This is a genomic window from Phaeodactylibacter xiamenensis, assembly GCF_965229835.1.
Lineage (GTDB): Bacteria > Bacteroidota > Bacteroidia > Chitinophagales > Saprospiraceae > Phaeodactylibacter > Phaeodactylibacter xiamenensis.
In genome coordinates this window covers 5,724,184-5,747,390 of sequence record NZ_OZ245931.1, presented here as the reverse complement: position 1 = coordinate 5,747,390, position 23,207 = coordinate 5,724,184, and the positions used below count along the sequence as shown (strand labels likewise).

Genomic DNA, 23,207 nt, shown 5'->3' with positions numbered 1-23,207 from the left:
AGGATGCCTGTCTCCGCCGTTGATTAAGCCTCATTGTTCTTTGCCCCATATCAAAGATTTAATCAATCAGTATGAGGAAACTGCCACCATTTACTTTAGCCCCTGCCCATAGCAAACCTGGCTTAGTGTGCCGAAATAACTAGATAAACTCATTTCAACAACATGAAGCCAGACTCTACTTTTTTTACAAAGTTACCACCCTGCCAAGCCTGTCTCAGTCCGCTCGCGCTATATTCTCCATACTTGACTTGCCTGGGCTTCTTACAGCCCTGTGGAATTACGCCTGCATGCTATGCAAACAAAAAGCCCCACACCAAATACCGGTGCGGGGCGCTTTAAATGAGCACAAACTGTTACGTAATCAGTCAGGAGCAAAAGCGGGGCGTAAAAGCACCTTACGCCCCGCATGCTAATACTCGTAGTAAAACATCTTACAATCGCTATTCCACGATTACCATGCGCTTCGTCGCGCTGTGCGTACCGGTGCTGACCGTGTACTGCACTACGCCTGTCGCCATCGCAATCTGCATCAGCCCATGCTTCGCCTTTTGGCAGGGTGACCGAACTATATACGTAGTCACAGATTTCCAGCGGGCTGCTGCTATCAACTACTTCGGAACCATCTGTGACACCATCCCCATCGGTATCCGCTTCTAACGGATTGGTACTGTATGTATCTGCCTCCTCGGCATTCGTAAGCCCGTCGCCGTCACAGTCCGTATCAGGCCCGGAAACGGTGACCGTTACCTCACAGTTGTTGCTGTTGCCACTGCCGTCCGTTGCCGTCAGGGATACGGATACCTCACCGATATCCGAGCAGCTAAAGGAGGTCTGCGACAGTTGCAGCATCGGTGTGCCACAGTTGTCTGTGGTTCCTGTATCAACGTCCGAAACGTCAATCGAAGCAATGCCCATTTCATCTAGTTCGACTGACAGGTCAGTGCAGGACATCACTGATAAAAGCGTATCTTCCACCGTCACCGTGCACGTGCACGTAGCTGTATTGCCAGCGGGGTCCTCTACCGTCAGGGTCACCGTGTTGTCACCAAAGTCCGAGCAGCTGAAGCTCGTCACGTCAAGGGAGCGGGACTCTATGCTGCAGTTGTCGTTGCTGCCATCGTCTATGTCATCAACTGTGACCGATGCCGTGCCCGATGCGTCAAGGTACACCGTATGGTCCGTACACAATGCGTCAGGGTCTATATTGTCTTCCACTGTCACGGTTGAATTGCAAAAGTCTTCATTCCCGCACTCGTCAGTGACAGTGAGGGTAACCGTCATCTCACCAATGTCATTACAGGTAAAAGAGTACTCTGAGAGTTCAAAAGTCAAATTTGCTGAATCTGTAATATCATCTGTAGTTGCAATCGATGCATTTCCGACGGCATCCAAAGATACTGTAACGTCGTTGCAAAGTGACGTGGGAGCAACCGTATCTTTATAAGAGTTATCCGAAACTTGAGGACCGGAACCCACCCACAAAGTAACAGTTAAGTCCCCGTCAATAAGTGACGAAACATCAGCAGAAATAGACTGTAAGCTGCTAGATACAGTCCCAATAACGACTACCGGATCCCCTCCATCGCTATCCGTAATGACTGCACAATAATGATCACCTATTGTCGCTCCGGACAAAGAGAGAGAAATGTCATCTTCCATATCACTATTTATACAATCATCATCAAAACTGACACTATATGCCGAAACCTGAGATAACGTGCTTTTTTCAGTAACATCATCACTGACCTTTCGCACGCGAAAGATTTGGAAAATTGATTAATAATGTTGGGGCAGTTATCTTGCAGCTCAAAGGAGCGCAAGATGAAAGACCCAAAGTTACTTGACTTGTATTCGGACTATCTGCTGGCATCGTTTCGCATGGCGACAGCCACCGGCTTGTCCGAGCTGACCGATCAGGCACTGAGCCATGACAAGATCAGCCGTTTTTTAGGGCAGGAAGCCTTCACGGCAAAGGACTATTGGCGTTGCATAAAGCCTTTGGTACGTAAAGTGGAGCACCCGGACGCGGTCATCAAGATAGATGACACGATCGAGGAGAAGCCGCACTCTACGGAGAATGAAGTGGTCACTTGGCACTGGGACCACTCCAAGAAGCCGAAAGCGGGGCACACCAAAGGGATCAACATCCTGAATTTCCTTTACCAGAGCCCACAGGGCATAGAGCTGCCTGTTGCTTTTGAGATCGTGCGCAAGTCGCAAGAATACGTGGATGCCAAAAGCGGGCAGGTAAAGAAGCGCAGCCCCCGCAGCAAGAACGAGATGCTGCGCGACCAGCTTTTTGCACTTGTCAAATACAACCGCGTGCCCTTCCGCTATGTGGTATGGGACACTTGGTTTGCTGCCAAGGAGAACTTCGAGTTCGTGCATTATGAGCTGGGCAGGCATTTCATCAGTGCCTTGAAGAGCAACCGCAAGGTCGCCCTTAGCATGGAAGACAAGCTGGAAGGCAAGTTCCACCGAGTCGACGGGCTAGAACTGCAAGCAGGCCAGGCCATTACTGTTTACCTCAAAGGGCTGGATTTCCAAGTCCAGTTGGTCAAGCAGGTCTTTATAAACCAAGACGGCTCAACTGGAGACTTGTACCTGGTCACCAACGATCTGGAGCTAAGCGGCCCAGCTATCTGCACAACCTACGGGACACGCTGGGGAGTGGAGGTATTCCACAAATCGCTCAAACAAAACGTGGGGCTGGAAAAGTCCCCCACCAAGCACGAGACATCCCAGTGCAACCATGTTTTTGCTGCCATGATTGCCTGGACCAAACTGGAACTGCTGGCTGCAAAAGAGCAGACCAACCACTTTGCCCTCAAAACCAAAATTTATGTCAAAGCCCTCAGGGCGGCTTTCCAAGAGGTGCACAGGCTCAAAGCCTATGTCCCTAAAATTGGACCGCCGGATGGGCTAGCCACCCCTCTTTTGGGGTAAGGCCTTGATTAACTTGTTCATGCGAGTGCTTTTTCAGTGCCACGCACTGGGCGGGCTTGCTGTGCCAAGCACCCTGAGTACTGCTAATTTTTTCAATTGTCATAACCTTTCGCGTGCGAAAGGTCAGATCATCATTCCCGTTCTCAGAAATGGATACTTCGCAATTGACCTTAACAGGTTTATCTAGGGCATCCTCAAAAAGTCTGACAGCCTCTGCATCCCTTTGCTAGCAAAGCGTTGCAAGTATCATAAATTGCCAAGTAAAGGCCAAAAGTGCAAGGAAAAAGCCCTATTTTGGCAAAAATCCTTGCACTTCGATGATCACCTATACACCAGCCAGCGAGCGTACATTGTCACTGTTTAAGACCCCTTTCGAGCAGAAGCTCGACCCTTCCAACCGATGGGTAAGGATGGCAGGGGTAATGCCCCCATGACGAAACATTCGTTTGTCAGGGTCAGAGACATGGGACGAGATGGCCCAGGTGTTCTTCAAGCACATGAGCGAAGGGCACGGCCGTGCGAGCATAGACCTGCGCATCATCCTCGGGGCACTGCTGGTCAAGCATATAGAAGGCATCTCCGACGAAGACACGATACAGTATATCCAAGAGAACATCTATGCCCAGTACTTTGTGGGCCTGCCTAGTTTCCAGACGGGCCCGGTGTTCGTGCCGAGCCTTTTCGTGGAGGTGCGCAAGCGGCTCGGGAAGGAAGGTGCCAGGCAGTTGAACGATTTAGTGCTGCGCCAAGCTAAGCGTGCCAAGGCAATCAAGCACCGAAAGAAGCCGTCCAAGGGCGGCGGCCAAGGCCCTGTGCCCCCTGCCGGCACAAGCGCCGAGGAAGAGGTTAGCGGGACAGGGGCAGAAGCCAAGGTGCCGAACAAGGGGACCCTGAAAGTAGATGCCACGGTGGCTCCGCAGCATGTGGGCTATCCGACCGACACCCGGCTTTTGGCCGAAGCGCGACAGTATAGCGAAGAGCTCATTGACAAGCTCTACAAAGGCGGGCTGTGGCAAAAGAAGCCGCGGACTTACCGCCGCCAAGCCCGCAAGGAGTATTTGGCTTTTTCTAAAAAGCGCGCACCGAAAAAGCAGACGGTCAGGCAGGCCCGCGGCAAGCAGCTGCGCTACCTGCGGCGTAACCTGAAGACTATGCACAAGATGCTGGACATGCTGGAAGCAAAAGGCATCGCACCCAGCTGGCAGCACCGGGACTGGCAGCGGCTGTGGGTCATACAAGAACTGTACCGGCAGCAGGATATCATGCACCGCGACGGGCGGCGGCGCATAGACAACCGTATCGTGAATATCGCTCAGCCCTACGTGCGCCCCATCCAGCGGGGCAAGGCGGGCAAAAAGACCGAGTTTGGCGCAAAACTCAATATGTCAGAGACGGAAGGCTTCGTCAGGGCCGACCAAATCAGTTTTGACAACTTCAACGAGGGTGGCTTCCTTATGAGCCAGGTAGAGGCTTATAAAGCCTTGTTTGGCTATTATCCCGAACTGGTACTTGCAGACCGGATATACCTGACCAGAAAAAACCGCAAGGCGCTAAAAGACAAGGGTATACGCAATAGCGGCCTGCCGCTGGGCCGTCGGCCGGCCATGACCCGCAATGAGAAGCAAAAACGCAAAAAAGAACAAAACAAAAGATCAGAAATAGAAGGCAAGTTTGGGCAAGCAAAATCAAAATATGGGCTCGATGATATTAAAACAAAGAGGCAAGACACCTCCATGGCCTGTATAGCCCTGATCCTTATGGCGCTTAATGCCATCAAGCTCGGAAGGGTTTTTTTATGCCCTTTTTATGGGCGTGCCGCAGCCTTGACAAGCAACCTTGGCCGACGATTAATATTAAATCTTACACAGGGCTGCAACCAGGTGCTTTCCAGAACCCAAAACTTAATAATACTTCATCGGCTAGTGCCTGCGGCGCTGACTTTTTGAGGATGCCCTATCTACTTTTCCACTTCCAATTAGCTTGCCATAAGAATGAATAGGCCCAAAACCTATCGAAGAAAAACCAAGTAGCGTACTGATAGCTCCTACTAAGACTTTGTTTAGTAGATTCTTTCTCATGTTCACTTTAATGATTTGTTATCAGATATATATCTTAAAAGAAATATTCAGAGCCTTAAAACCTCATTTCAATTGACAGTTTTTTAAGCGTCTACGCAATAGTAGCATCAGTGAATTGCAGAATCCGAAAAATGTGGAATTTGGTAATAAATTGAGTACCAAATCAGAAAATCGATAATCGCTAAACCCTAATAAACAGAACTTTGCAACATTAATCCACTTGAAACGACAACCCACCTAAACAGGATCATAAAAGTTGGCTGGTTTAGTCTGATGGGCAAGTTGAGAGCCTCAAATGATAAGCCCTCCTATTACTAAATCAAAAGAGCTGTCTCCCCAAAAGGAAGATCAGCTCTTAAGAATAAACAGTACATAAACATATATACTTAACTCCCTCCAACAAAGTAAGAAACCGCCCGGTTTCGGGCGGTTTCCCTTTGTTAGGGAGAACTGCACAAAAGAGAGGCGCATGTACTCACTAGAAACCTAGATAAAAGTGTTGTTACAAACTGTTCGTACTATTAGTACCCCGTACGTCTTCTGTTTAAATTACAATGCTAAAATTAAGTAAGATAGAGTGCAGAAACCGAATAAACAACCGATACATTTCCACTACTTGATCTTTTCACCTCTATATCAATTCCACAACAATCAAACAAAAAACATTGATAACCAAACACTTGAAAACCAACCTCTAAAAACCTTTACGTTGAATATATCAATAGTCCGTGGGGAAAATGACGCATAGCCATAAAAAAGGGGAAAGTTGTAATTTGGGAGTTCCTACACACTCAAACCAACTTTGCCCCTATGAGCGTCAAAGCACTCACGGAACAAATATTACGAAAAATTTCTACAAATAACCGTTGGCAATACCGATTTATGCTGCACTTGTTTCCATTATGGCTAGCCGTTCGAGGCCGGTACAGCTTCACCAACCTTTCGCGCTGGGGCGAATACGGGGAAGATACCTACCGTCAGAACTTCGCCCGCCCCTTCGGCTGGCTGGAGTTCAATGCCGAGCTGGCTTTACAGCAGCTTGGGCAGCACTTGGCTATTGCTTTTGCCCCTTGCTTTGTACCAAAGAGCGGCAAGCATACAGCGGGCATAGGCTACTTCTACTCTGGCTGCGCCGGCCGCGAGCTGCGCGGCCTGGAGTTCCCGGGTGTAGCTGCTGTGGATCTAACGGACAAAGCAGCCCTCCATCTCGAAGCCGTCCAGACAATAGGCCTGAAAGAGGGGGAATCGCAGCTTGCTTTCTATGCACGTATCCTTTGCGAGCGTAAAGAAGCCCTGCTGAGGCTCTCCAGGTATGTCGCTGCGAATGCCTATTTCGCCAGGAAGCCCTTCGTGGATAGGCTGCTTGGCGAAGGGTTCCAACTGATCACCCGCCTGCGCAAGGATGCAAAGCTGCGCTACCTTTATAATGGGCCAAGGCTGAAAAGAAGAAGGGGGCGCCCTAAAACATATGACGGCCGGATCAATCCTTATGCCCTTCGCGAAGACCATTTCACGCCATGCGCACAAGCAGAAGACGGTTCGTGGGTTGCTTACCAGTCCACTGTAAATGTACAGTCTTGGAAGCGCAACGCTAAAGTTGTCATCGTACATCACTTGGACGATCAGGGGCAAGTAAAATCCGCGAAGATTTATGCCTGCACCGATACGGGCATGGATGGCGCAGAGTTACTGCACGCTTACCAGTGCCGCTTTCAGATTGAGTTCCTGTACAGGGATGGCAAGCAACATGCAGGGCTTGCCCACTGCCAGGCACGCAGTCCGCAAAAGCTGCACTTCCATATCAACACGGCCCTCACAGCCGTATCGCTTGCTAAAGCAGCATACTGCCTCAGCACCCCGCCACAGGAACACAAAGCGTTTTCTATGGCAGACGTTAAAACCCAGTATGCCAACGATTTATTGCTGGACCGATTTATTGCCACGTTCGGCATCGGCGCACAGCTTTCAAAAATTAATGGCTCTTCGCCATTAATAGTGGGTTTCGTATTTTTAGCAGATGAAAGACACCGAACTATTTGCAGCAGCCTTAGCGCTAAAATCACCTTGGTATATCAAGAAAATTGACTTTCGAGATACAGCACAGGGAGAAAAGGAACTCCATATCGAAGTAGACCACCATAAGCGGGTCAAATTTGAGTACGAGGGCGAGCTGTGCCCTGTGCACGATCATCAATTGCGGAGTTGGCGGCATCTGCGTTTTTTCCAACATGACTGCTATCTGCACGCACGTGTGCCGCGGGTGAAGACGGAGTCAGGAGAGGTACGCCTGGTAGCTGTGCCCTGGGCTGAGCCGGGCAGCTCCTTTACCCTTTTGTTTGAGCTTGACGTTCTAAAGCTTATGGATAAAGGCATGAGCGCCTCTGCAGTTGGCCGCCACTACAGCTTTGATTCCCGTATAGCTAGCCGTATAGTGGGCCGCCATGTAAGCAACGCTTTGGCTACTCAGGAGCTAAGAACGGTCAAGGACCTGTCTGTCGATGAGACCTCACGAAAGAAAGGGCACAACTACCTGACCATCCTATGTGACCGGCAAGCTAAAAAGGTAGTAGGCGTATCTCGGGGCAAAGACCAAAAAGCTGTAAGCCATGCACTTATCGATATGGAAGCACGTGGCGCAGACAGGGCTACAGTACGGTCAGTGACTCTAGATATGTCACGCTCCTATATCGCGGCCTGTGAGTCCTACCTTCCACAAGCCGAGATGGTTTTTGACCGCTTTCATTTAGTCAAAAAGCTTAATGAAGCTATTGATACTATTCGAAGAGCAGAACAAAAGCAGTTTAAGGAGGCGCTCAAGCACAGCCGGTATTTATGGCTGCGCAATGCCAGCAAGTTATCTCAAAAGCAGCAACAACGCCTGGACTTGTTAAAAGAAGCATTCCCCAATCTAGGCCAGGCCTACCGGCTCAAAGAGCTATTCCGGGAAGTTTTCGATGCGGCTCAGTTCACCAAGCGCCTCAAGCCGCTCAATGAGTGGATAAAGATGGCTTGGGACAGCGGGATCAAGCCCATCCAGGAGTTTGTCAATATGCTCCATGACCATTGGTACGGTATTAAGACCTACTTCAAAAGATTGGCAAATAATGCTTTCGCTGAAGGGGTGAACCTAAAGATTCAGGAAATAAAGAGAATTGCCAGAGGCTATCGGAACCCACACAATTTCATCCTGATGATCTATTTCAAACTCGGAGGACTTGATTTGAAAATCCACTAAATATGGCGAAGAGCCAAATTAATTCCATCCGCGAGCGCTTCCGGGCTATAGGCAAAATTGCAGCCTGATTTGCCACGGACTATTGTTTAGCATAAGCTAGTTTTAAATTTTCTAAGGCAGAGCTGGTATCTTCAAGCTCATCATAGATCATGAAATTCAGGCTGTAAGCCCACATGGCAGCTTGGTGATCACCACTTCGTTGAGCTTCTATCAACAGACTATCTGAAGTTGCAAAAGCTTTTTTAAATTCACCTTTTTCAAGAGCATTTAATGCCAGTAAATAGTAAATATTGTGCAATGGTGTCTGATATATCCTCCCACAATTGGCCGCTCTTTCAAAAAGGGAATCTGCTATATGCAAATTGCGATTTTTATGGTGGTGATAGCCCATTTCGTAATAGGCACCACAAACTATGTCGTATATTTCTAATTCAATAGCCTTGTCTTGATGAGCCAAAAGCCACTCCCAATGAGTTAATGCTTCTTTACCCATCCCTGAATAGGCAAAATATACCCCTGCATTGTACTTACTAATTAAAACCTTTTCCCAATCTCCAGCTCTTTTATAAAACCTCCATGACCTGACTGCCATTTGTCCACTGATAGGCCCCATAGCCTCAAGAAAATAAAACTTAGCTAAGTGATCTGCTATATCCCCTAACAAACCATAATCATCTGTCTGGTTTTCAAACTCCAGAAGTAGTTCAAGAGTGATAATTGCAGAGTCTTGCTGTTCCGTATTGAAGAAGCTTTCGGCTTCGTCCAGTTTCATATGCATGTAGCATTCAAGATCAGACTTATCCCCGGCTGTTGTATAGTTCAACAAACTATCTTGCCCAACTAAATCCTTAATAAGAAAGGACATTACAAGCAGCAAAAAAAATATTGATATTTTTTTTGCTTATCAAATAGTCTGCTTTAATCATACCTTAGGCTCAAGTAGTAAATGCAAGAGGTTAGTGTTGGTCTAAATTTAGCCCCAATATTTGATTGAGAGTGGTTTTGTTCCATGAATAGACAAAACTAGAAGATGGGCCGGAAGTTTGTATTTTTGGTTTTCCACAACTAAAAACTCAAACCATCCGCCCCATGTCAAAGATAAAGAAAGGATCAGCACAAGCGCAGTAAAAAGAAAGATAAATATCGTGTGCCCAATTGGGCTGAGTATAACTGACCACTTCGTATTGCGTATAAAAATGGCAAAAGATGTAATCTCAAAAAAGTGGTAAAGCCTTCTGTTGACTGTCTCAAGAAGCACAAGTCTACCAACCGCTATGTCCAAGATATTGTTTCAATTCCAATCTGGTGCGATTAAGCGGGGTGGAAAAAGCAAAAAGGGACAAGCAAAAAGCAAAGTTTCAATTCCAATCTGGTGCGATTAAGCGGTAGATGTAGCGGGTGTCTAGCATTAGGCTGATTGGTTTCAATTCCAATCTGGTGCGATTAAGCGACGGACGCCGGGCCTTTGCCGTATTCAATCGCTTGTTTCAATTCCAATCTGGTGCGATTAAGCGGAAGGGGAGGCCGCCAAATTCGCGCAGGCCTTCAAGTTTCAATTCCAATCTGGTGCGATTAAGCGCACAGCGCAAACAGAAGAACAGAAAGAAAAAACGCGTTTCAATTCCAATCTGGTGCGATTAAGCGCGGCAGCGTTAAGGATGACTTGGTCGACCTTGTACGTTTCAATTCCAATCTGGTGCGATTAAGCGGAACGGAAGGAAATTTCTTTTGAAGAGTTTTTAGAGGTTTCAATTCCAATCTGGTGCGATTAAGCGCTCTAAACAAGGCAGAACAATCTCGTGCCTGCTAGTTTCAATTCCAATCTGGTGCGATTAAGCGGACAACCCCGATAAATACCGCAACCTGATCTTAGGGTTTCAATTCCAATCTGGTGCGATTAAGCGAAGGTCAACGTCATCTTCGACAGTCCGGAATTCAAGTTTCAATTCCAATCTGGTGCGATTAAGCGCAAACGCCCGGTTCGTAAAAAACTCAGCAGTAGCAAGTTTCAATTCCAATCTGGTGCGATTAAGCGCCTTGTGGCATCCCACCCTACCGTCAACGCTCAAGTGTTTCAATTCCAATCTGGTGCGATTAAGCGCGATAATATCAATCTCATTTGTGGTGCTCAAATCCCGTTTCAATTCCAATCTGGTGCGATTAAGCGGTACCTGGTGTTTGCAGGTCCAATGCGTTGTCGATTCGTTTCAATTCCAATCTGGTGCGATTAAGCGTAGCTTTGCTTCTGTCATTGTTTTGTTGTTTTAGAAGTTTCAATTCCAATCTGGTGCGATTAAGCGATCGTTGAACTTTGTGCAGGCTCCATAGGCTCTGCGTTTCAATTCCAATCTGGTGCGATTAAGCGCCCGATCAGGGCTTCTTTAGCTACCCTCCTACTGTGTTTCAATTCCAATCTGGTGCGATTAAGCGGCAATTGGTTCTGACCAGCAGGGCGCTACATGGTAGTTTCAATTCCAATCTGGTGCGATTAAGCGTTCAAGTTCGCCTGGCGCAGCTGCTTCCCTACCACGTTTCAATTCCAATCTGGTGCGATTAAGCGAATCGACCCAAACAACGATCCGATCCGGGTCAATATCGTTTCAATTCCAATCTGGTGCGATTAAGCGGCGGTACAACCCGAAACGCCCCCGGCGACAAAACCCGTTTCAATTCCAATCTGGTGCGATTAAGCGCATTGCTCGTTATTTAAGTATGTAAATAATTCCGCCGTTTCAATTCCAATCTGGTGCGATTAAGCGATAGAGGCAGGGCAATCCAATAGTGTGGGTCAGTCGTTTCAATTCCAATCTGGTGCGATTAAGCGCCCTGAATTAATTGAAAAGGGAACGGTTTGTCCTCGTTTCAATTCCAATCTGGTGCGATTAAGCGTGTACGGCAACAAACGAAAAGAGGAAGAAAAAAAGGTTTCAATTCCAATCTGGTGCGATTAAGCGGTAAAAGCAGAACTGCAAAATAACGGTACCTTCTAGTTTCAATTCCAATCTGGTGCGATTAAGCGCCTCATTTCCCTGCTCCTGCTCACTTTTGAGCTTAAGTTTCAATTCCAATCTGGTGCGATTAAGCGCAGCAAAGGGTATTTCTTTGCAGGGGTTGCGACTAGTTTCAATTCCAATCTGGTGCGATTAAGCGCAGTAAGCCACGAAGCGCCAACCGTGCGAAGTGCAAGTTTCAATTCCAATCTGGTGCGATTAAGCGCCGCGCGCTAAACGTGCTTGCAGGAGCTGTAACAGGTTTCAATTCCAATCTGGTGCGATTAAGCGGCATCAGCGCTAAGATTGAATTTCTTAGATTCCTTGGTTTCAATTCCAATCTGGTGCGATTAAGCGCGACATTACTGTGCAGACGTTCGCAGCGCCTACAATGTTTCAATTCCAATCTGGTGCGATTAAGCGCACTAGCGACTGATAAGGGTTAAGCCTTGATGTTGCGTTTCAATTCCAATCTGGTGCGATTAAGCGGGGCCACCTGGATAATTGATAACGCCGCAGTGACAAGTTTCAATTCCAATCTGGTGCGATTAAGCGCGGTGGGCCGGGCTGCAAAACCGGGCCCGCTTGTCCGTTTCAATTCCAATCTGGTGCGATTAAGCGTCATAAAGGTCTTTGCTGGTCTGGCTCAAAATAGCCGTTTCAATTCCAATCTGGTGCGATTAAGCGCGGGCGCACAACATCAAATAAGCGCCTTGTTAAGATGTTTCAATTCCAATCTGGTGCGATTAAGCGCTCAATCAGCGGCGATTCCCTATTAAGATTTTCGAGTTTCAATTCCAATCTGGTGCGATTAAGCGTATTCAGCGCTTGCTCGCTATCGAGTTACTTAATCAGGTTTCAATTCCAATCTGGTGCGATTAAGCGGGCAGTACAGGGATTTAGCATGGGCTGATGAGGCAGGGTTTCAATTCCAATCTGGTGCGATTAAGCGATTGAATTCTTTTCTATTTGGCCTCTTCATCGTTCGAGTTTCAATTCCAATCTGGTGCGATTAAGCGAACCAGTAAATTTGCCCGGCATTGGTACGCCCGAGGAGTTTCAATTCCAATCTGGTGCGATTAAGCGTAATTGACGGTGGATATGGTTGGGTAATCATAGACGAGTTTCAATTCCAATCTGGTGCGATTAAGCGCAAATGACATGCGCTCTTCTGTATTCTATTTTGTAGGTTTCAATTCCAATCTGGTGCGATTAAGCGGAGAAATACTGCCATTGTGTTGGGCTGATCGGGAAGTTTCAATTCCAATCTGGTGCGATTAAGCGTCCTTAATGTCAGCATCAAGCCTGTCCCACATCTCGGTTTCAATTCCAATCTGGTGCGATTAAGCGGCACTTACTCTGTTGATGAGTTCGATATGAATGACCGTTTCAATTCCAATCTGGTGCGATTAAGCGAAAGCCGAAAAGAGCAACGTTATTGGTGGAAGGTCTAGTTTCAATTCCAATCTGGTGCGATTAAGCGTGGCAGTTGGCAGCACAGTTCAGGTAATTTTGACAGGTTTCAATTCCAATCTGGTGCGATTAAGCGTCGCGTTGGCTTGGATAAGCTCACCGTCCATGCGGGTTTCAATTCCAATCTGGTGCGATTAAGCGACGGAGCGCGTAGGCGAAGAACTGAGCGTCACAGAGTTTCAATTCCAATCTGGTGCGATTAAGCGACCGCGCGCTGAATGTGCTTGCAGGAGCTGTGACAGGTTTCAATTCCAATCTGGTGCGATTAAGCGCAGGAGAGACAGGTAGTACGTACACTATAACAGCAGGTTTCAATTCCAATCTGGTGCGATTAAGCGGGCGCCACGGAGTGGTTTGCGCTAGGGTTCTTCGCTGTTTCAATTCCAATCTGGTGCGATTAAGCGAGTTGCTTGATGTCGCAAGGCAGGTTTTACCTGATGAGTTTCAATTCCAATCTGGTGCGATTAAGCGGACAGCTCGTGTTGGTTCTCGGCTGATGATGTTGGGTTTCAATTCCAATCTGGTGCGATTAAGCGCTATACGAACGACAGCAAAGGCAGTTGGCAGATTGGGTTTCAATTCCAATCTGGTGCGATTAAGCGTTAACGACCCGATAGGCGCTATCGAAGACCTATGGGGTTTCAATTCCAATCTGGTGCGATTAAGCGGGTGGCGGACGTGTTTCTGGATGGCGCAGTGAACCAGTTTCAATTCCAATCTGGTGCGATTAAGCGTAGACATCGCAAAGGATGGGCTCCAATTGCAAAACGGGTTTCAATTCCAATCTGGTGCGATTAAGCGGACAACAGCCGTGATGGTTTTGTATATTGCGACAGTTTCAATTCCAATCTGGTGCGATTAAGCGGGCCGGTAAAGCCTATGTGTAAGTAACTAAAGATTAACTAATTGTCAAAGAACGTTGAGCCTTTTTGGCTCCGGTTTCTCGTCGGCCGCCGGTAAACTGATTTTGCCGCGAGGTCGACGACTGGCTTAACATATTGATGGCCAATATTTTGAGTGTTTCAACGGGCATCTGTTTCATACTGTACGCATCTGCAGGCAATGGGTCGACGCGCGCTACAAAAACTGGTCGATCTCATTTTTCTCCAGCCCGATCACCTGCTTGTCCAGCCACCGCTCGTTCCTACTGCTAAAGATAATGATACTGTCGTAAGATTCATCCATAACCTGCCGGGCTTCGAAGATCATTTCCTTGAGCTTGAGCTCGCTGATGGCGCCTTCAAAGACGGAGTTCTGAATCCAGTTGAGGTAGCGGCGGCACAGCTTCAGCATTTTGCCGACCCGCTTTTGATGAACATCGTAGACCAGGATTACATACATTACCACCAGATTTTGAAGGGTTCAAACTGAGGCTCCATTTTGAGCAAGTGCTTTGCTAGTTTGTAGCAGTCCAGGCGGAGTAAGTGCCGGTAGCTGACCTTGCGCTCCAGTTTCCGGTGCTGTATCGTCTGTTGCAGGCGTTCTTCCCAGGCTTGTACCACCTTTTTCCGGCCCGCTGGCGATAGAAAGCAGGCATTGTCTACCCAATCGAAGTGTTCTGGGCGGATTTCCCTGCGGTTGCATAACCGGAAGATTAGCCGGTCTACCAGAATGGGCTTGAAAATTTCGGAAATATCCAAGGCCAGGCTGAAACGGCGGGTGCCTGGTTCGTGCAAATAACTCAGGGTAGGGTTGAGCTGTGAATTGTAGATGGCATCAAGGCATACAGTATAGCAAAGTGAATTGCCAAAACTAATCAGTGCGTTGAGCTCGTCTGCTGGTGGCCGCTTGCGTCTTCCCTTCCATTCAAAAGTATCAATGATGCTATCAAATGACTGGTAGTACGTTTGCCGGGCATTGCCTTCCAACCCCATCAAATGCCCCACATCCTTTGCATTTGGCAACTCTGCTTTCAGTTGCTCGACCTGCCTGATAATGTCGCGGAGCTCCCGGCCGCGGTTTCCGTAATACTTTAAATTTTTGAGGATGTTAAACATACTGGCTTCTACGAAGGCCTTCGCTATGCCCAGGCGCTGCGAAGTCTCACGGTAGGCATCAGCCTGAGCTATAAGAAGCTGGCCAGCGAGTAAATGTTCTTTGGGGGCAAAACTCCCGGTGTAGTGTTGATAATAGTCAAAAAAGTGCACCGGGATGTGATTGCGGCCCAAAAAATTGTACAAGGCACTATTGGTATCCAAACTACCAAAAATATAAAGCGCACTTACGCCTTCTACCGGTAGGTACCTTGGCTTCAGGTCCGATCGTTCCTCGGTTGGCTGAGGTTCAAACTTCAAGGTATTCTCACGCCGGCTCATGCGCCCGGGATTGAACAGGTAATACGCTTTCTTCATAGCCATACGGTTTATACAAAACAAAAGTCCCGGTACGCACAATTTTGGCAGTAGGCTTTTTTGACCAAAGCCGGGCAGTGATCTTGCTTCACAATTCGTTCGATTTCAGCTTCCCAGCCTTGGATATCTTGCCGGATTTCATCGGTAAGCCTTACTGTTCTGCTACGCCGTTGTTTTGGATATTCAAGTATTCCCTGTACGCCATCAATACCTGCTTTTTCCAATACATACAGATAGTACTGGACTTGTGCCACATGGGCGTGCTCTAGTTTAGAGCTTTTCTTGACTTCCCGCACCAACTTTTCGCGTGGGTCGAAGTGGTCAATTTTCAGAAACCCCAGGTTGAGCTCCCGCCAGCGGGAAGCGCGGTGGGCGTAGGACTGCTTTCCAATAAGCTTGCCTTCGCCCACCGCAGCGCTGTTGTCCTCCTGCCGCATGCCCCGGTGGTGCAGCCACAGCTTTCGGTGGCAGAGGTGGTAGTAGGTGACGTGGGAGGCGGAGATCATGGGTCAATTTGATTGGTCACATCGCTTATAAAGTGATCGTCGTACAAAAAGGCAAGCCCTAGTTTTGAGCTGTAATCAGAAGTATAACATACGGTCATTTCTTCATCATACTTTTCTAACCAAATAGGTAATTTACTAATGCGGGAACCCTCTTTCTTCCTAAGTTCTTTCTCAATCAAATACTGAGGCACACTTACCCCGTATCTTAGGTCAAAATTCTGTAAGTCTGAATAATCAGACAGATCCTGAGGAGGTTCAATATAAACTACCTGTTGTGGAGGGATATGCCTGCTTGACCAATTTGCTCCCACGTGCCCCTCGTCTTCGTCGGCTCTGGTATCCGGGAGTATCAACCAATTGGCTCGTATCAATTGCTGATAACTTCTCTGGTTGGCCGCAGCATGACTATCTAGCTCTGGAGCTTCCGGATACAGTTCATTCACATAGTCTACAAAGTTTTCAGGGGTAATTTCTTTGGGTTCTGAATATTGCTCCTTCAGCTGTTTCTCTGTTTCCTGAAAGGGCTTTAGAGGAATCCACCCTTTATCTTTTCTACTGTACTCCCCATAAGGAGCGGGGTAGACTAAACCCTTTTTCAGCGGTGTAATAACGTAGCATAGGCCTTCTTTTTGGAAGTCAAAGCGCGCCAATCGTCCTATCCGCTGAGCCAACCTGTCCCACGGGCATAAATCAGACAGCATAATAGTGGAACTGATATTGACACTCATTTCTCCAATCTGTGTCATTATGGCTATGCCTTTGACTGGAACTTGATCGCTATTTTCCCAGGCTTTCTTTCCCAGTTTATCGATTAAGCCTTCTTCTATTTTCTTTTTATCTTCTTCAGTAAACCTACTGTGATAAACCACAATAGGAAAGTCCTTTTCCTTCACGTGATCTTTTAACCAACGGTAGTATTGTAATGCCCGGGCAACGGTGTTAGCATAGATAATACCCTCTCCCAAATCAATCATTTTTTGAAGGACCAACTCCTTCTGACTATTTGAATCGCCTATGTAATGCAGCATTTTTTGCGTTTTTCTGGCATCCGCCTTTGCCACCGCTATTGGATAATCTACTTGATATAGGCTTCTGGCAGAGTCAGGTACAGTCGCACTCATGATCAATACAGGTACTTTCAATACACGTAAAGCCTGAATTAAAACTACCATATTAGCCTGCACAAACGGATCATAAAAGTCTGCTTCATCAAATACTACTGCGCTATTCGCCAAAAAGAAAAAGGTGCAGTGATGGGCCTCCCTCGTACCAGTAAGGCTGATTAGCAAGTGGTCTATGGTACAAACAGTGACCGGCGTTGCCAAGTATTTAGCCATTCGATGTGCTTCAAAAGCCTCCTTGTAAGCCTGTCCGTATTTTAAATCGCCAAATTGATTATACCAGGCACTGGAGTGGTATAATCCAGTTTCGCCTAATTGTTCTGCTGCACCTATTGCTAAGGCATTACTCGTAAAACGGGTGGGCATGGCGATAACCAATCGGTCCGCTCGCCCCTTTGTCGTTTGTTCTTCTGCCCATAGTAGCGCTGCATGGGTTTTGCCACTGCCGGTTGGCGCTCTTAGGATGCTGATTGGCTGATCTGAAACTTGAAGTGCTGCCTCCTGCACAGGGCGAAGGGAGGGAAATCGCTTTACTTTTGGAAAAGATGATAGCTCATAGTGCGCATCATTTCCTTCTCCTTCTTTTCGACTGGCTCGTGTGTCAGCAAGTTGCAACAGTGCTCTAATTGCTGAAAACTCATAGCGCTTCTGAAGAATCTGCTGTACGTCTTTATCGCTAACCTCATCCGAAAGCGCCTCAATTTCATTCCAGTACTTAATGAATGGACCGATGGATGAATGCGATTTTCTACCATCATCTTTCCATCTGTGTTTGTATTTGAAAGATAGCTTACCGTGATGGGCCGCAATCGCTGTACGGAGTTTTTCTGAAAGCTCAACCCTATTCTTTTCAATAAAAAACAGAGATGCTATCTCATGGCGAAGGCTAGCATTGAATATGTGCTTACCCGCAAGCTTGCGGCTAGCCCTCATTTCTTGCTCGTATCTCCTATAATCTGCGGAGGAATATTTATCTATTGGCAACTTATTGCTTGCCCTCCAATCCAGGTAAGCCTGATGATCTTTTTGACATGCCTCTTGCCAAATCGAATATGCCTTCCCCCAGTCATGAAACTTCGCTGCTTTCAGCAGGTCTTCTGTAAGTGTATCGCCACAGAGCATGGCATACTTTTTCGCTAGAAAGGGGAGACGCTCTACAATGTAGGCAGCCTCCTCCTTCACGTGCCTGGTGTGATCAGGTAGTGTTATTCCTGAGGGTTTAGCAAGTGGTGTTTGCTTTTTCTTACTCATAATTCGGACGATAAAGCTGGTCCAAGGTCAGTGCCTCAGCCGCTTTTTGATAAGCCTCAGCAACTGAAAGTCCATCTGTTGAAGTATCATCGCCCAGAAACACTTTTGCTTCGCGTGCCTTGAGTTCTTTTAAGATATTCTGCCTTTCCGCATCGGTAGTTTCTGGCTGAAAAAACCTAGACGCTTTTCGGCTAAGCTTGTTGTCGAGTACGATTAAGACTTTATTGGGCTCTCCACTCACTGCATTTCTGGCTTGGTTTGCATAATCAGTCATGGAAGCTGTAGCATCCAAAAAAAGCTTGACGCGCCGGTGGTGCTCCTTATCGTCAATAAAAGATTTGTATTGAGTACCAACATGGCTTTCATCCTTGTAAGAATATTCCTTGACCACGCCTATTGCCCCTACATCAAGATGAAAGCTCTGTACCATTTCATCCTGAGTGCTGAATTCATTGGTCGCCAATGCCTGGCGTTGCAAAGCATCAGCTGCTTCATTCATTTTCAAACGGACGAGAAGGTCACGACCAATAGAACTGGGCTTAATCGCTACTGCAGGGGTAGCAGATACAGGAGCGGTTCTTCTGCCTGAATAATCACCTTTACTGGTACTAAGAAAACCGCCAAGATCGCTTCTCAAATCTTTATCAATTTGAGTAGAGGGGCCATCTCCATTTGCGACATAAGTATCTCCTTTATCAGGATGATCTTCATTAAGACGCTCTATGGCACTGAACAGTACATGCCTCTGCATCTGACCAGAAATATAAACTCGGCCATCAGGGCGGCGCTTAACAGAAGAAGCATTGCCTAAGAGTTTTTCGCCTCGATTGGCAGCATGGTCGCTCATAGGAGCGATAGACGTCACTAGTATAGATTTGATTTTCATGGTTATTTAACTGTTTTTCAAGTGATCAATTAATTATCCTAAGTCAGCTTCAGTGCTAACTTCCTCCTGTGTTTCATCAGAAGTTATAGTATTTGTGGACGGAAATGGGCTTAGCCTCATAAAAGCTGTAATTAGGTGCTTAGCATCTTCCAGCCTGATTTTCTCATTCATTGCAGCCAGCAGAAAAGGCTGAGCATCGGACGGAATGTCATTCATGGTCAACCTTCCCACTTGAGCATTAAGTCGAGCGATCAATTCGGCATTAGTCTTTGCACTTTGTACAATGCTTTCAAGTTGCAATAGCACCCTGTGCTTATATTCCTTCAGGCCTCTTGATGCCCTGCCTTTACGTTTATCATCTTCATCTTCAGCTTTAGCCGAGAGATAGGCGGCCCGGTTTATAGCTTGCCCATACACGACGGCCGCATTAATGATATCATCTTTGTATTTTTGATTATCCATGAAATATGTTTTTAAGAGGGTGAAAAATTCAGCTGGATATGTCGCTCGGTAAGCCAAAAAGTTCTGGAAACTTGCTCGGGTAAAGAAGCGGAGAAACTGATCGAAGTGCATCAGGAATAGCTTCCATTTTGTATCTCCATACTTTTTACCGTCATCAACTCCGATAAGGCTTACTCTGGTGAGATGCTGTAGTACATTGTGTAGTTCACCTTCAAGAGTTAACTTAACTAAATGGTGCCCAAAGGATTCCTGAGAGGTAGCAGAATCAGACATGCTGAAAATCGGTCGCCCAGCCAGCCACTGTAGCGTTTGCTCAGCCTCTTGACGCTGAATTTGCTGCTTTTCCACCCATTTGCCAATAGCCGCAATTAGTGGTACTGCACCAAGACTCATTGACCTGGGGGCTTCATGATAGTTACCTTGAAATATTGGTGGTCGGTAGAAATTTTTGCCGTCATATTTGCTACTCAGTGAATCGCTGCCTTCTCCACCCCGCTGAAGCTTTTGAAAAACGTGTATAAATTGCAGAATGGGATAAGAGCCAGTTTTCTCATCATAAAAGGGTATATCAGGAAATAAACCTGTATTACCATTATGATAAGCCGCAGGTTTTAAATTTGTCAGAGCAGCATACGCTGTAAATGCTGCTTTAAGCAAATCAACCTTAGGATTTGACATCGATGCTTTTCCTGCATTCATTTTGGCGATCATTGGAGCAAAAGACCGTTTCAACTCATAATTTTTTGTCAACTGCCCCTTTTCCAATAATTGGATAATTCCTTTGGCCTCTTTAACGATCCCTGCTGCATTATTCCCCGTTATGATATGAGGGGCGCTATAATATCCGTTTGCCGAAACTTGACCTGACTTCTTACCAGGATCTACTTCTTTAGCTGGTAGGTATATGAAATGAGCCTTGTCAGCTTTTATAGTAGGCCTTAGCATGAACCGGTTCAAGCTTTCACTAAGTGCCTGAGTAATTATCCTCCCCAAATCCTCCTCCTCCATAATAGGAGTGGGATGTATATCGAGGTATCGGATTGCAGCTGCCAATCCGTATCGTGGAATAGGATGCCAGCTATTAAAGTTATGATTCATGATTCGTCCATTTTATGTCAACCCAACCATCATTAGAGCCCAGGTACAATGGAGCGGAAGGAGTAGTTAATGCTTCTTCTAATAATTGTGCCAAGTGTTTCGTACACTTTACTCTAAATATGTAGCACTGATTTGGCACTATATATCCCCTAACCTTAGGACTTACATAGTATTGAGGGAAATGGGGTTTTAAACTTGTCGTTTTCACATTGCCCTCTGTAAGCTGCCGCAACTCCTGAAGCGAAAGCGTTACGAAATCTTTTTTATCTCCGAAGGTGATTGCAGGCTGCAACTCTTTCCCATCTTCCCCCCTGAGCTTTTTCCGGGATATAGAAATCATACCTTCTAAGCTATTATCATAGCTTCGGCTGCCTCCTACGAATGAATCGCCCTGTGTTCTCAGGTGCATCGACCAGAGATCATCGTAGGTCATAGGCTGCTCGTCAGCCTTTTCCAGAGCCAAGGATAAGTGGTATTGGAGAAAGCTAAAGTATCCACTATCAGAAGTTTTCGGCTTACCCATGAGCCAATCCGAATTTTTATATTCTTTTTGTTTACCATGCTTTTTCTTTGCTGCTTTGTGAAGCGCTTTGAAGATGGTTTTTCTGGTTTTGTCTTCGAAATGCCAACCTAAAGCATTTTCTAGCATTCCATAAACCATATCTATGGTCGGAACAAGCTCAGACCTGAAATAAGACCCTGGCTGAGCAGAAACCATTGATAGAGGGGCTAGAGCTGCTATTTTTAGAGTAGCGTTTTGCTCTAACTCGGGAGGTTCTGTGAAGAATGATAAGTCTATTTGCATCGGTATATCTGTTTTGAATTACTGAAGGACGTTTTTTACCGCAATGCCCCAAACCCAATTCCAGTACTGTTCCCCACACCTACTTCCCATGCAAACTGCACCGCCCGCGGATCGCCACTCACCACTACCGGGCAAAGCGTACCTTTAATATTGATACCCTTATAGCTCACCAGTTTCGTCCTGGGGTTTTCGTATGCGCTATCAAAGGAGACTTCAATATCCTTTGGCAAGCCAGCTCGTTGCAATTTGTGCTGCATCGTTTCCGTCAGATATTGGTTTGCAACCGCATCCTTAGGGAAAAAGTACTTTTGCTTACCATCTTCCAAACGGCGTTTAATAAGCACAGGGCTTTGCACCATAAAACGATGGGTTCTTCCAAAGTCAGGTGTACGCTGTATCGTCACCCTTTCAACCTCCATACCCCAGCGCAGATGCCACCCTTCCTGAACTCCCGCTATTAGACTTGATAATAGGTCGGCACTAGGGGCACTGATATAAAAAGTGCTACCTCCTGGAAAATCCAAGGCTCCTCGACGCACTTGGGCATGCTCTAGCCACGATAAAGAATAAAGAGAAATCTCATCGTGGAGTGCATTTTCGCCCAACCATTTGTGGAAAGCCCCAACCAAAGCGGGCTGATAGTTAAAAGGAACCGGCGCTGTATTCGCCGTCAAGTGAAAATATATCCGCATAAACCATCATTTTTATCAATCATGTTCAGTGGCAAAGCTACAACCACCCCTGGGGCAGCTGTCACCCCAGCTAAATATTTTTCCTTAGAAATGTGCTATCGGTAAGTACAGATGGAGCGTCAGGAACGCTACTGTAGCATTATTGTACGGTGAATATACGACATTGTTTCAAATAGAGACGAGTATAGCGCTATTAAACGCAGCAGACATTATGCACATTCCTGAGCAGCATAGGCCAGTACCGCGAGGATGTCTTCCTCTTCCAGGTAGGGGAAGGCTTCCAGTACCTCCTGATTGCTCATGCCCGCAGCAAGGTAGCTCAATACGTCGGCTACTGTCATGCGCAGTCCTCGTATGCAAGGTTGCCCGCTTCGCTTCCCTGCTTCCAGCGTGATTCTGTCTTTGTACTCCATGGCTTGTCGCATCTTAGAATATTCAGCAGTATACTACAAAAAACATACGATGTAAAGCGAGTGGCAATCTATAATCCAACAATTCAATATCCTGCTTCGAGTCTACCGCACAGTGTGAAATTATGGCGAGGCTATTACAAATATTCCCCTGGCTTTACGCTTCGCCCCCCCTATAGTCTTCAGGTAATGCTCCGGAGTGAGCACCGCAATTTCCGAACGGACATAATCCTTTACATTTCTGGTCAAAATGGCTTCGAGCCCGGGGATAGTTATAGCACAAGAGTACTGAATAGAGTCTTCGAAGTCTTTGAAATCATTCTTTAAAGCCTGTAGGATTTCTTTTTCTGTCGTCCCTACGATTTCAGTCATCTCCGTTAACGCTTCTATGACCTGCAAGGTGTTTTTGTGCCCCAAGAACTTTCTGATGATATAATAAATGTTGTTGATGCTGGCTGCTGATAAATAGAGCTGTATGGCTCCTCGCTCATTGAGTTCAAAAATTTCACTTGCCGGATTTGCAAAGGGCGACCGATCGGTAAAGAAATCAAGCACAACATCGGCGTCGATAAATATCTTATTTGCCATACGCTTTAAGTAGTTCTTCGGTGAGGGTTTGCTTATAATCTATCTCCTGATCTGCTTTGATAATGCCCCTCAATCTTTTTACCCTGGGCGACAGTTCATCGGGCTTTACCGGAGCTCTTCGCTCAGCGGTAATGAATTTAAAGTAATTCTCAACAAGCTCCGATAAACTCTGCCCCTTATCTTTTGCGTACTCTTTTGCAATTTTTATGACTTCTTTTTCAATCGTCAGGGTTAACTTAGTATTCATAATACCTCTGTTTTTACGCACGTGCTCAAACTTGAAAAATCAACACGTGTTTGTTTAGCTTAGGTCAA

General features: G+C 46.6%; 17 protein-coding genes and 1 CRISPR repeat array. Of the genes, 4 read left to right on the top strand and 13 right to left on the bottom strand.

Annotation, left to right across the window (positions count from 1 at the left end; translation table 11 throughout):
* Positions 1-261: 261 nt before the first annotated feature.
* Positions 262-1,659 (bottom strand): HYR domain-containing protein, encoded by a 1,398-nt coding sequence (locus tag ACO08I_RS21760; protein ID WP_421947086.1) that lies wholly within the window; start codon positions 1,657-1,659, stop codon positions 262-264.
* Between the two features lie 162 nt (positions 1,660-1,821).
* Here ACO08I_RS21760 and ACO08I_RS21755 point away from each other — a divergent pair, with 162 nt between their 5' ends.
* From ACO08I_RS21755 to ACO08I_RS21740, 4 genes are all read left to right on the top strand, one after another.
* Positions 1,822-2,946, top strand: coding sequence for an IS701 family transposase (locus tag ACO08I_RS21755; protein ID WP_421947085.1), 1,125 nt, complete (start codon positions 1,822-1,824; stop codon positions 2,944-2,946).
* Between the two features lie 446 nt (positions 2,947-3,392).
* The gene (locus ACO08I_RS21750) at positions 3,393-4,892 is read left to right on the top strand and encodes an IS5 family transposase (RefSeq protein ID WP_421947084.1); all 1,500 of its coding nucleotides are present in this window, start codon (positions 3,393-3,395) and stop codon (positions 4,890-4,892) included.
* Positions 4,893-5,906: 1,014 nt separating this feature from the next.
* Positions 5,907-7,109, top strand: coding sequence for a transposase (locus tag ACO08I_RS21745; RefSeq protein WP_421947083.1), 1,203 nt, complete (start codon positions 5,907-5,909; stop codon positions 7,107-7,109).
* Positions 7,042-8,259 carry an ISL3 family transposase gene (locus ACO08I_RS21740; RefSeq protein ID WP_421947082.1) on the top strand — a complete coding sequence of 406 codons (1,218 nt, stop codon included), beginning with the start codon at positions 7,042-7,044 and terminating at the stop codon, positions 8,257-8,259. Before ACO08I_RS21745 ends, ACO08I_RS21740 begins: the two co-directional genes overlap by 68 nt.
* Positions 8,260-8,338: 79 nt before the next feature.
* Here ACO08I_RS21740 and ACO08I_RS21735 read toward each other — a convergent pair whose 3' ends face one another.
* The 12 genes from ACO08I_RS21735 to ACO08I_RS21680 all read right to left on the bottom strand — a co-directional run bounded on the left by ACO08I_RS21735 (position 8,339) and on the right by ACO08I_RS21680 (position 23,139).
* Positions 8,339-9,031 carry a hypothetical protein gene (locus tag ACO08I_RS21735; protein ID WP_421947081.1) on the bottom strand — a complete coding sequence of 231 codons (693 nt, stop codon included), beginning with the start codon at positions 9,029-9,031 and terminating at the stop codon, positions 8,339-8,341.
* A 516-nt stretch (positions 9,032-9,547) separates the two neighbouring features.
* Positions 9,548-13,587: direct repeats of the CRISPR family, unit length 30 nt; unit sequence GTTTCAATTCCAATCTGGTGCGATTAAGCG.
* 212 nt (positions 13,588-13,799) lie between these two features.
* Complete coding sequence (cas2, locus tag ACO08I_RS21730) at positions 13,800-14,063, bottom strand: CRISPR-associated endonuclease Cas2 (protein WP_421947080.1); 264 nt, start codon at positions 14,061-14,063, stop codon at positions 13,800-13,802.
* Positions 14,063-15,073, bottom strand: a complete 1,011-nt coding sequence (gene cas1b, locus ACO08I_RS21725) for a type I-B CRISPR-associated endonuclease Cas1b (RefSeq protein ID WP_282780316.1) — start codon at positions 15,071-15,073, stop codon at positions 14,063-14,065. Before cas1b ends, cas2 begins: the two co-directional genes overlap by 1 nt.
* A gap of 11 nt (positions 15,074-15,084) precedes the next feature.
* A complete protein-coding gene (gene cas4 / locus ACO08I_RS21720) occupies positions 15,085-15,579 on the bottom strand; it encodes a CRISPR-associated protein Cas4 (protein ID WP_421947079.1) in 495 nt (164 codons plus the stop codon).
* Positions 15,576-17,951: a CRISPR-associated helicase Cas3' gene (gene cas3, locus ACO08I_RS21715; protein ID WP_421947078.1), complete on the bottom strand. Its 2,376-nt coding sequence runs from the start codon at positions 17,949-17,951 to the stop codon at positions 15,576-15,578. Before cas3 ends, cas4 begins: the two co-directional genes overlap by 4 nt.
* Complete coding sequence (cas7p, locus tag ACO08I_RS21710) at positions 17,944-18,837, bottom strand: type I-PGING CRISPR-associated protein Cas7/Csp1 (RefSeq protein ID WP_282783953.1); 894 nt, start codon at positions 18,835-18,837, stop codon at positions 17,944-17,946. The genes cas3 and cas7p overlap by 8 nt, the downstream gene beginning before the upstream one ends.
* A gap of 33 nt (positions 18,838-18,870) precedes the next feature.
* A complete protein-coding gene (locus ACO08I_RS21705) occupies positions 18,871-20,397 on the bottom strand; it encodes a hypothetical protein (protein WP_282783951.1) in 1,527 nt (508 codons plus the stop codon).
* Positions 20,387-21,202 (bottom strand): hypothetical protein, encoded by an 816-nt coding sequence (locus ACO08I_RS21700; protein ID WP_282783949.1) that lies wholly within the window; start codon positions 21,200-21,202, stop codon positions 20,387-20,389. The genes ACO08I_RS21705 and ACO08I_RS21700 overlap by 11 nt, the downstream gene beginning before the upstream one ends.
* Positions 21,203-21,237: 35 nt before the next feature.
* Positions 21,238-21,894, bottom strand: coding sequence for a CRISPR-associated endoribonuclease Cas6 (gene cas6, locus ACO08I_RS21695; protein WP_282783947.1), 657 nt, complete (start codon positions 21,892-21,894; stop codon positions 21,238-21,240).
* Positions 21,895-22,103: 209 nt separating this feature from the next.
* Positions 22,104-22,307, bottom strand: a complete 204-nt coding sequence (locus ACO08I_RS21690; RefSeq protein WP_282775755.1) for a DUF433 domain-containing protein — start codon at positions 22,305-22,307, stop codon at positions 22,104-22,106.
* Positions 22,308-22,427: 120 nt separating this feature from the next.
* Complete coding sequence (locus ACO08I_RS21685) at positions 22,428-22,892, bottom strand: type II toxin-antitoxin system VapC family toxin (RefSeq protein ID WP_421947077.1); 465 nt, start codon at positions 22,890-22,892, stop codon at positions 22,428-22,430.
* Positions 22,882-23,139, bottom strand: coding sequence for a DUF6364 family protein (locus ACO08I_RS21680; RefSeq protein WP_421947076.1), 258 nt, complete (start codon positions 23,137-23,139; stop codon positions 22,882-22,884). Before ACO08I_RS21680 ends, ACO08I_RS21685 begins: the two co-directional genes overlap by 11 nt.
* Positions 23,140-23,207 lie beyond the last annotated feature (68 nt).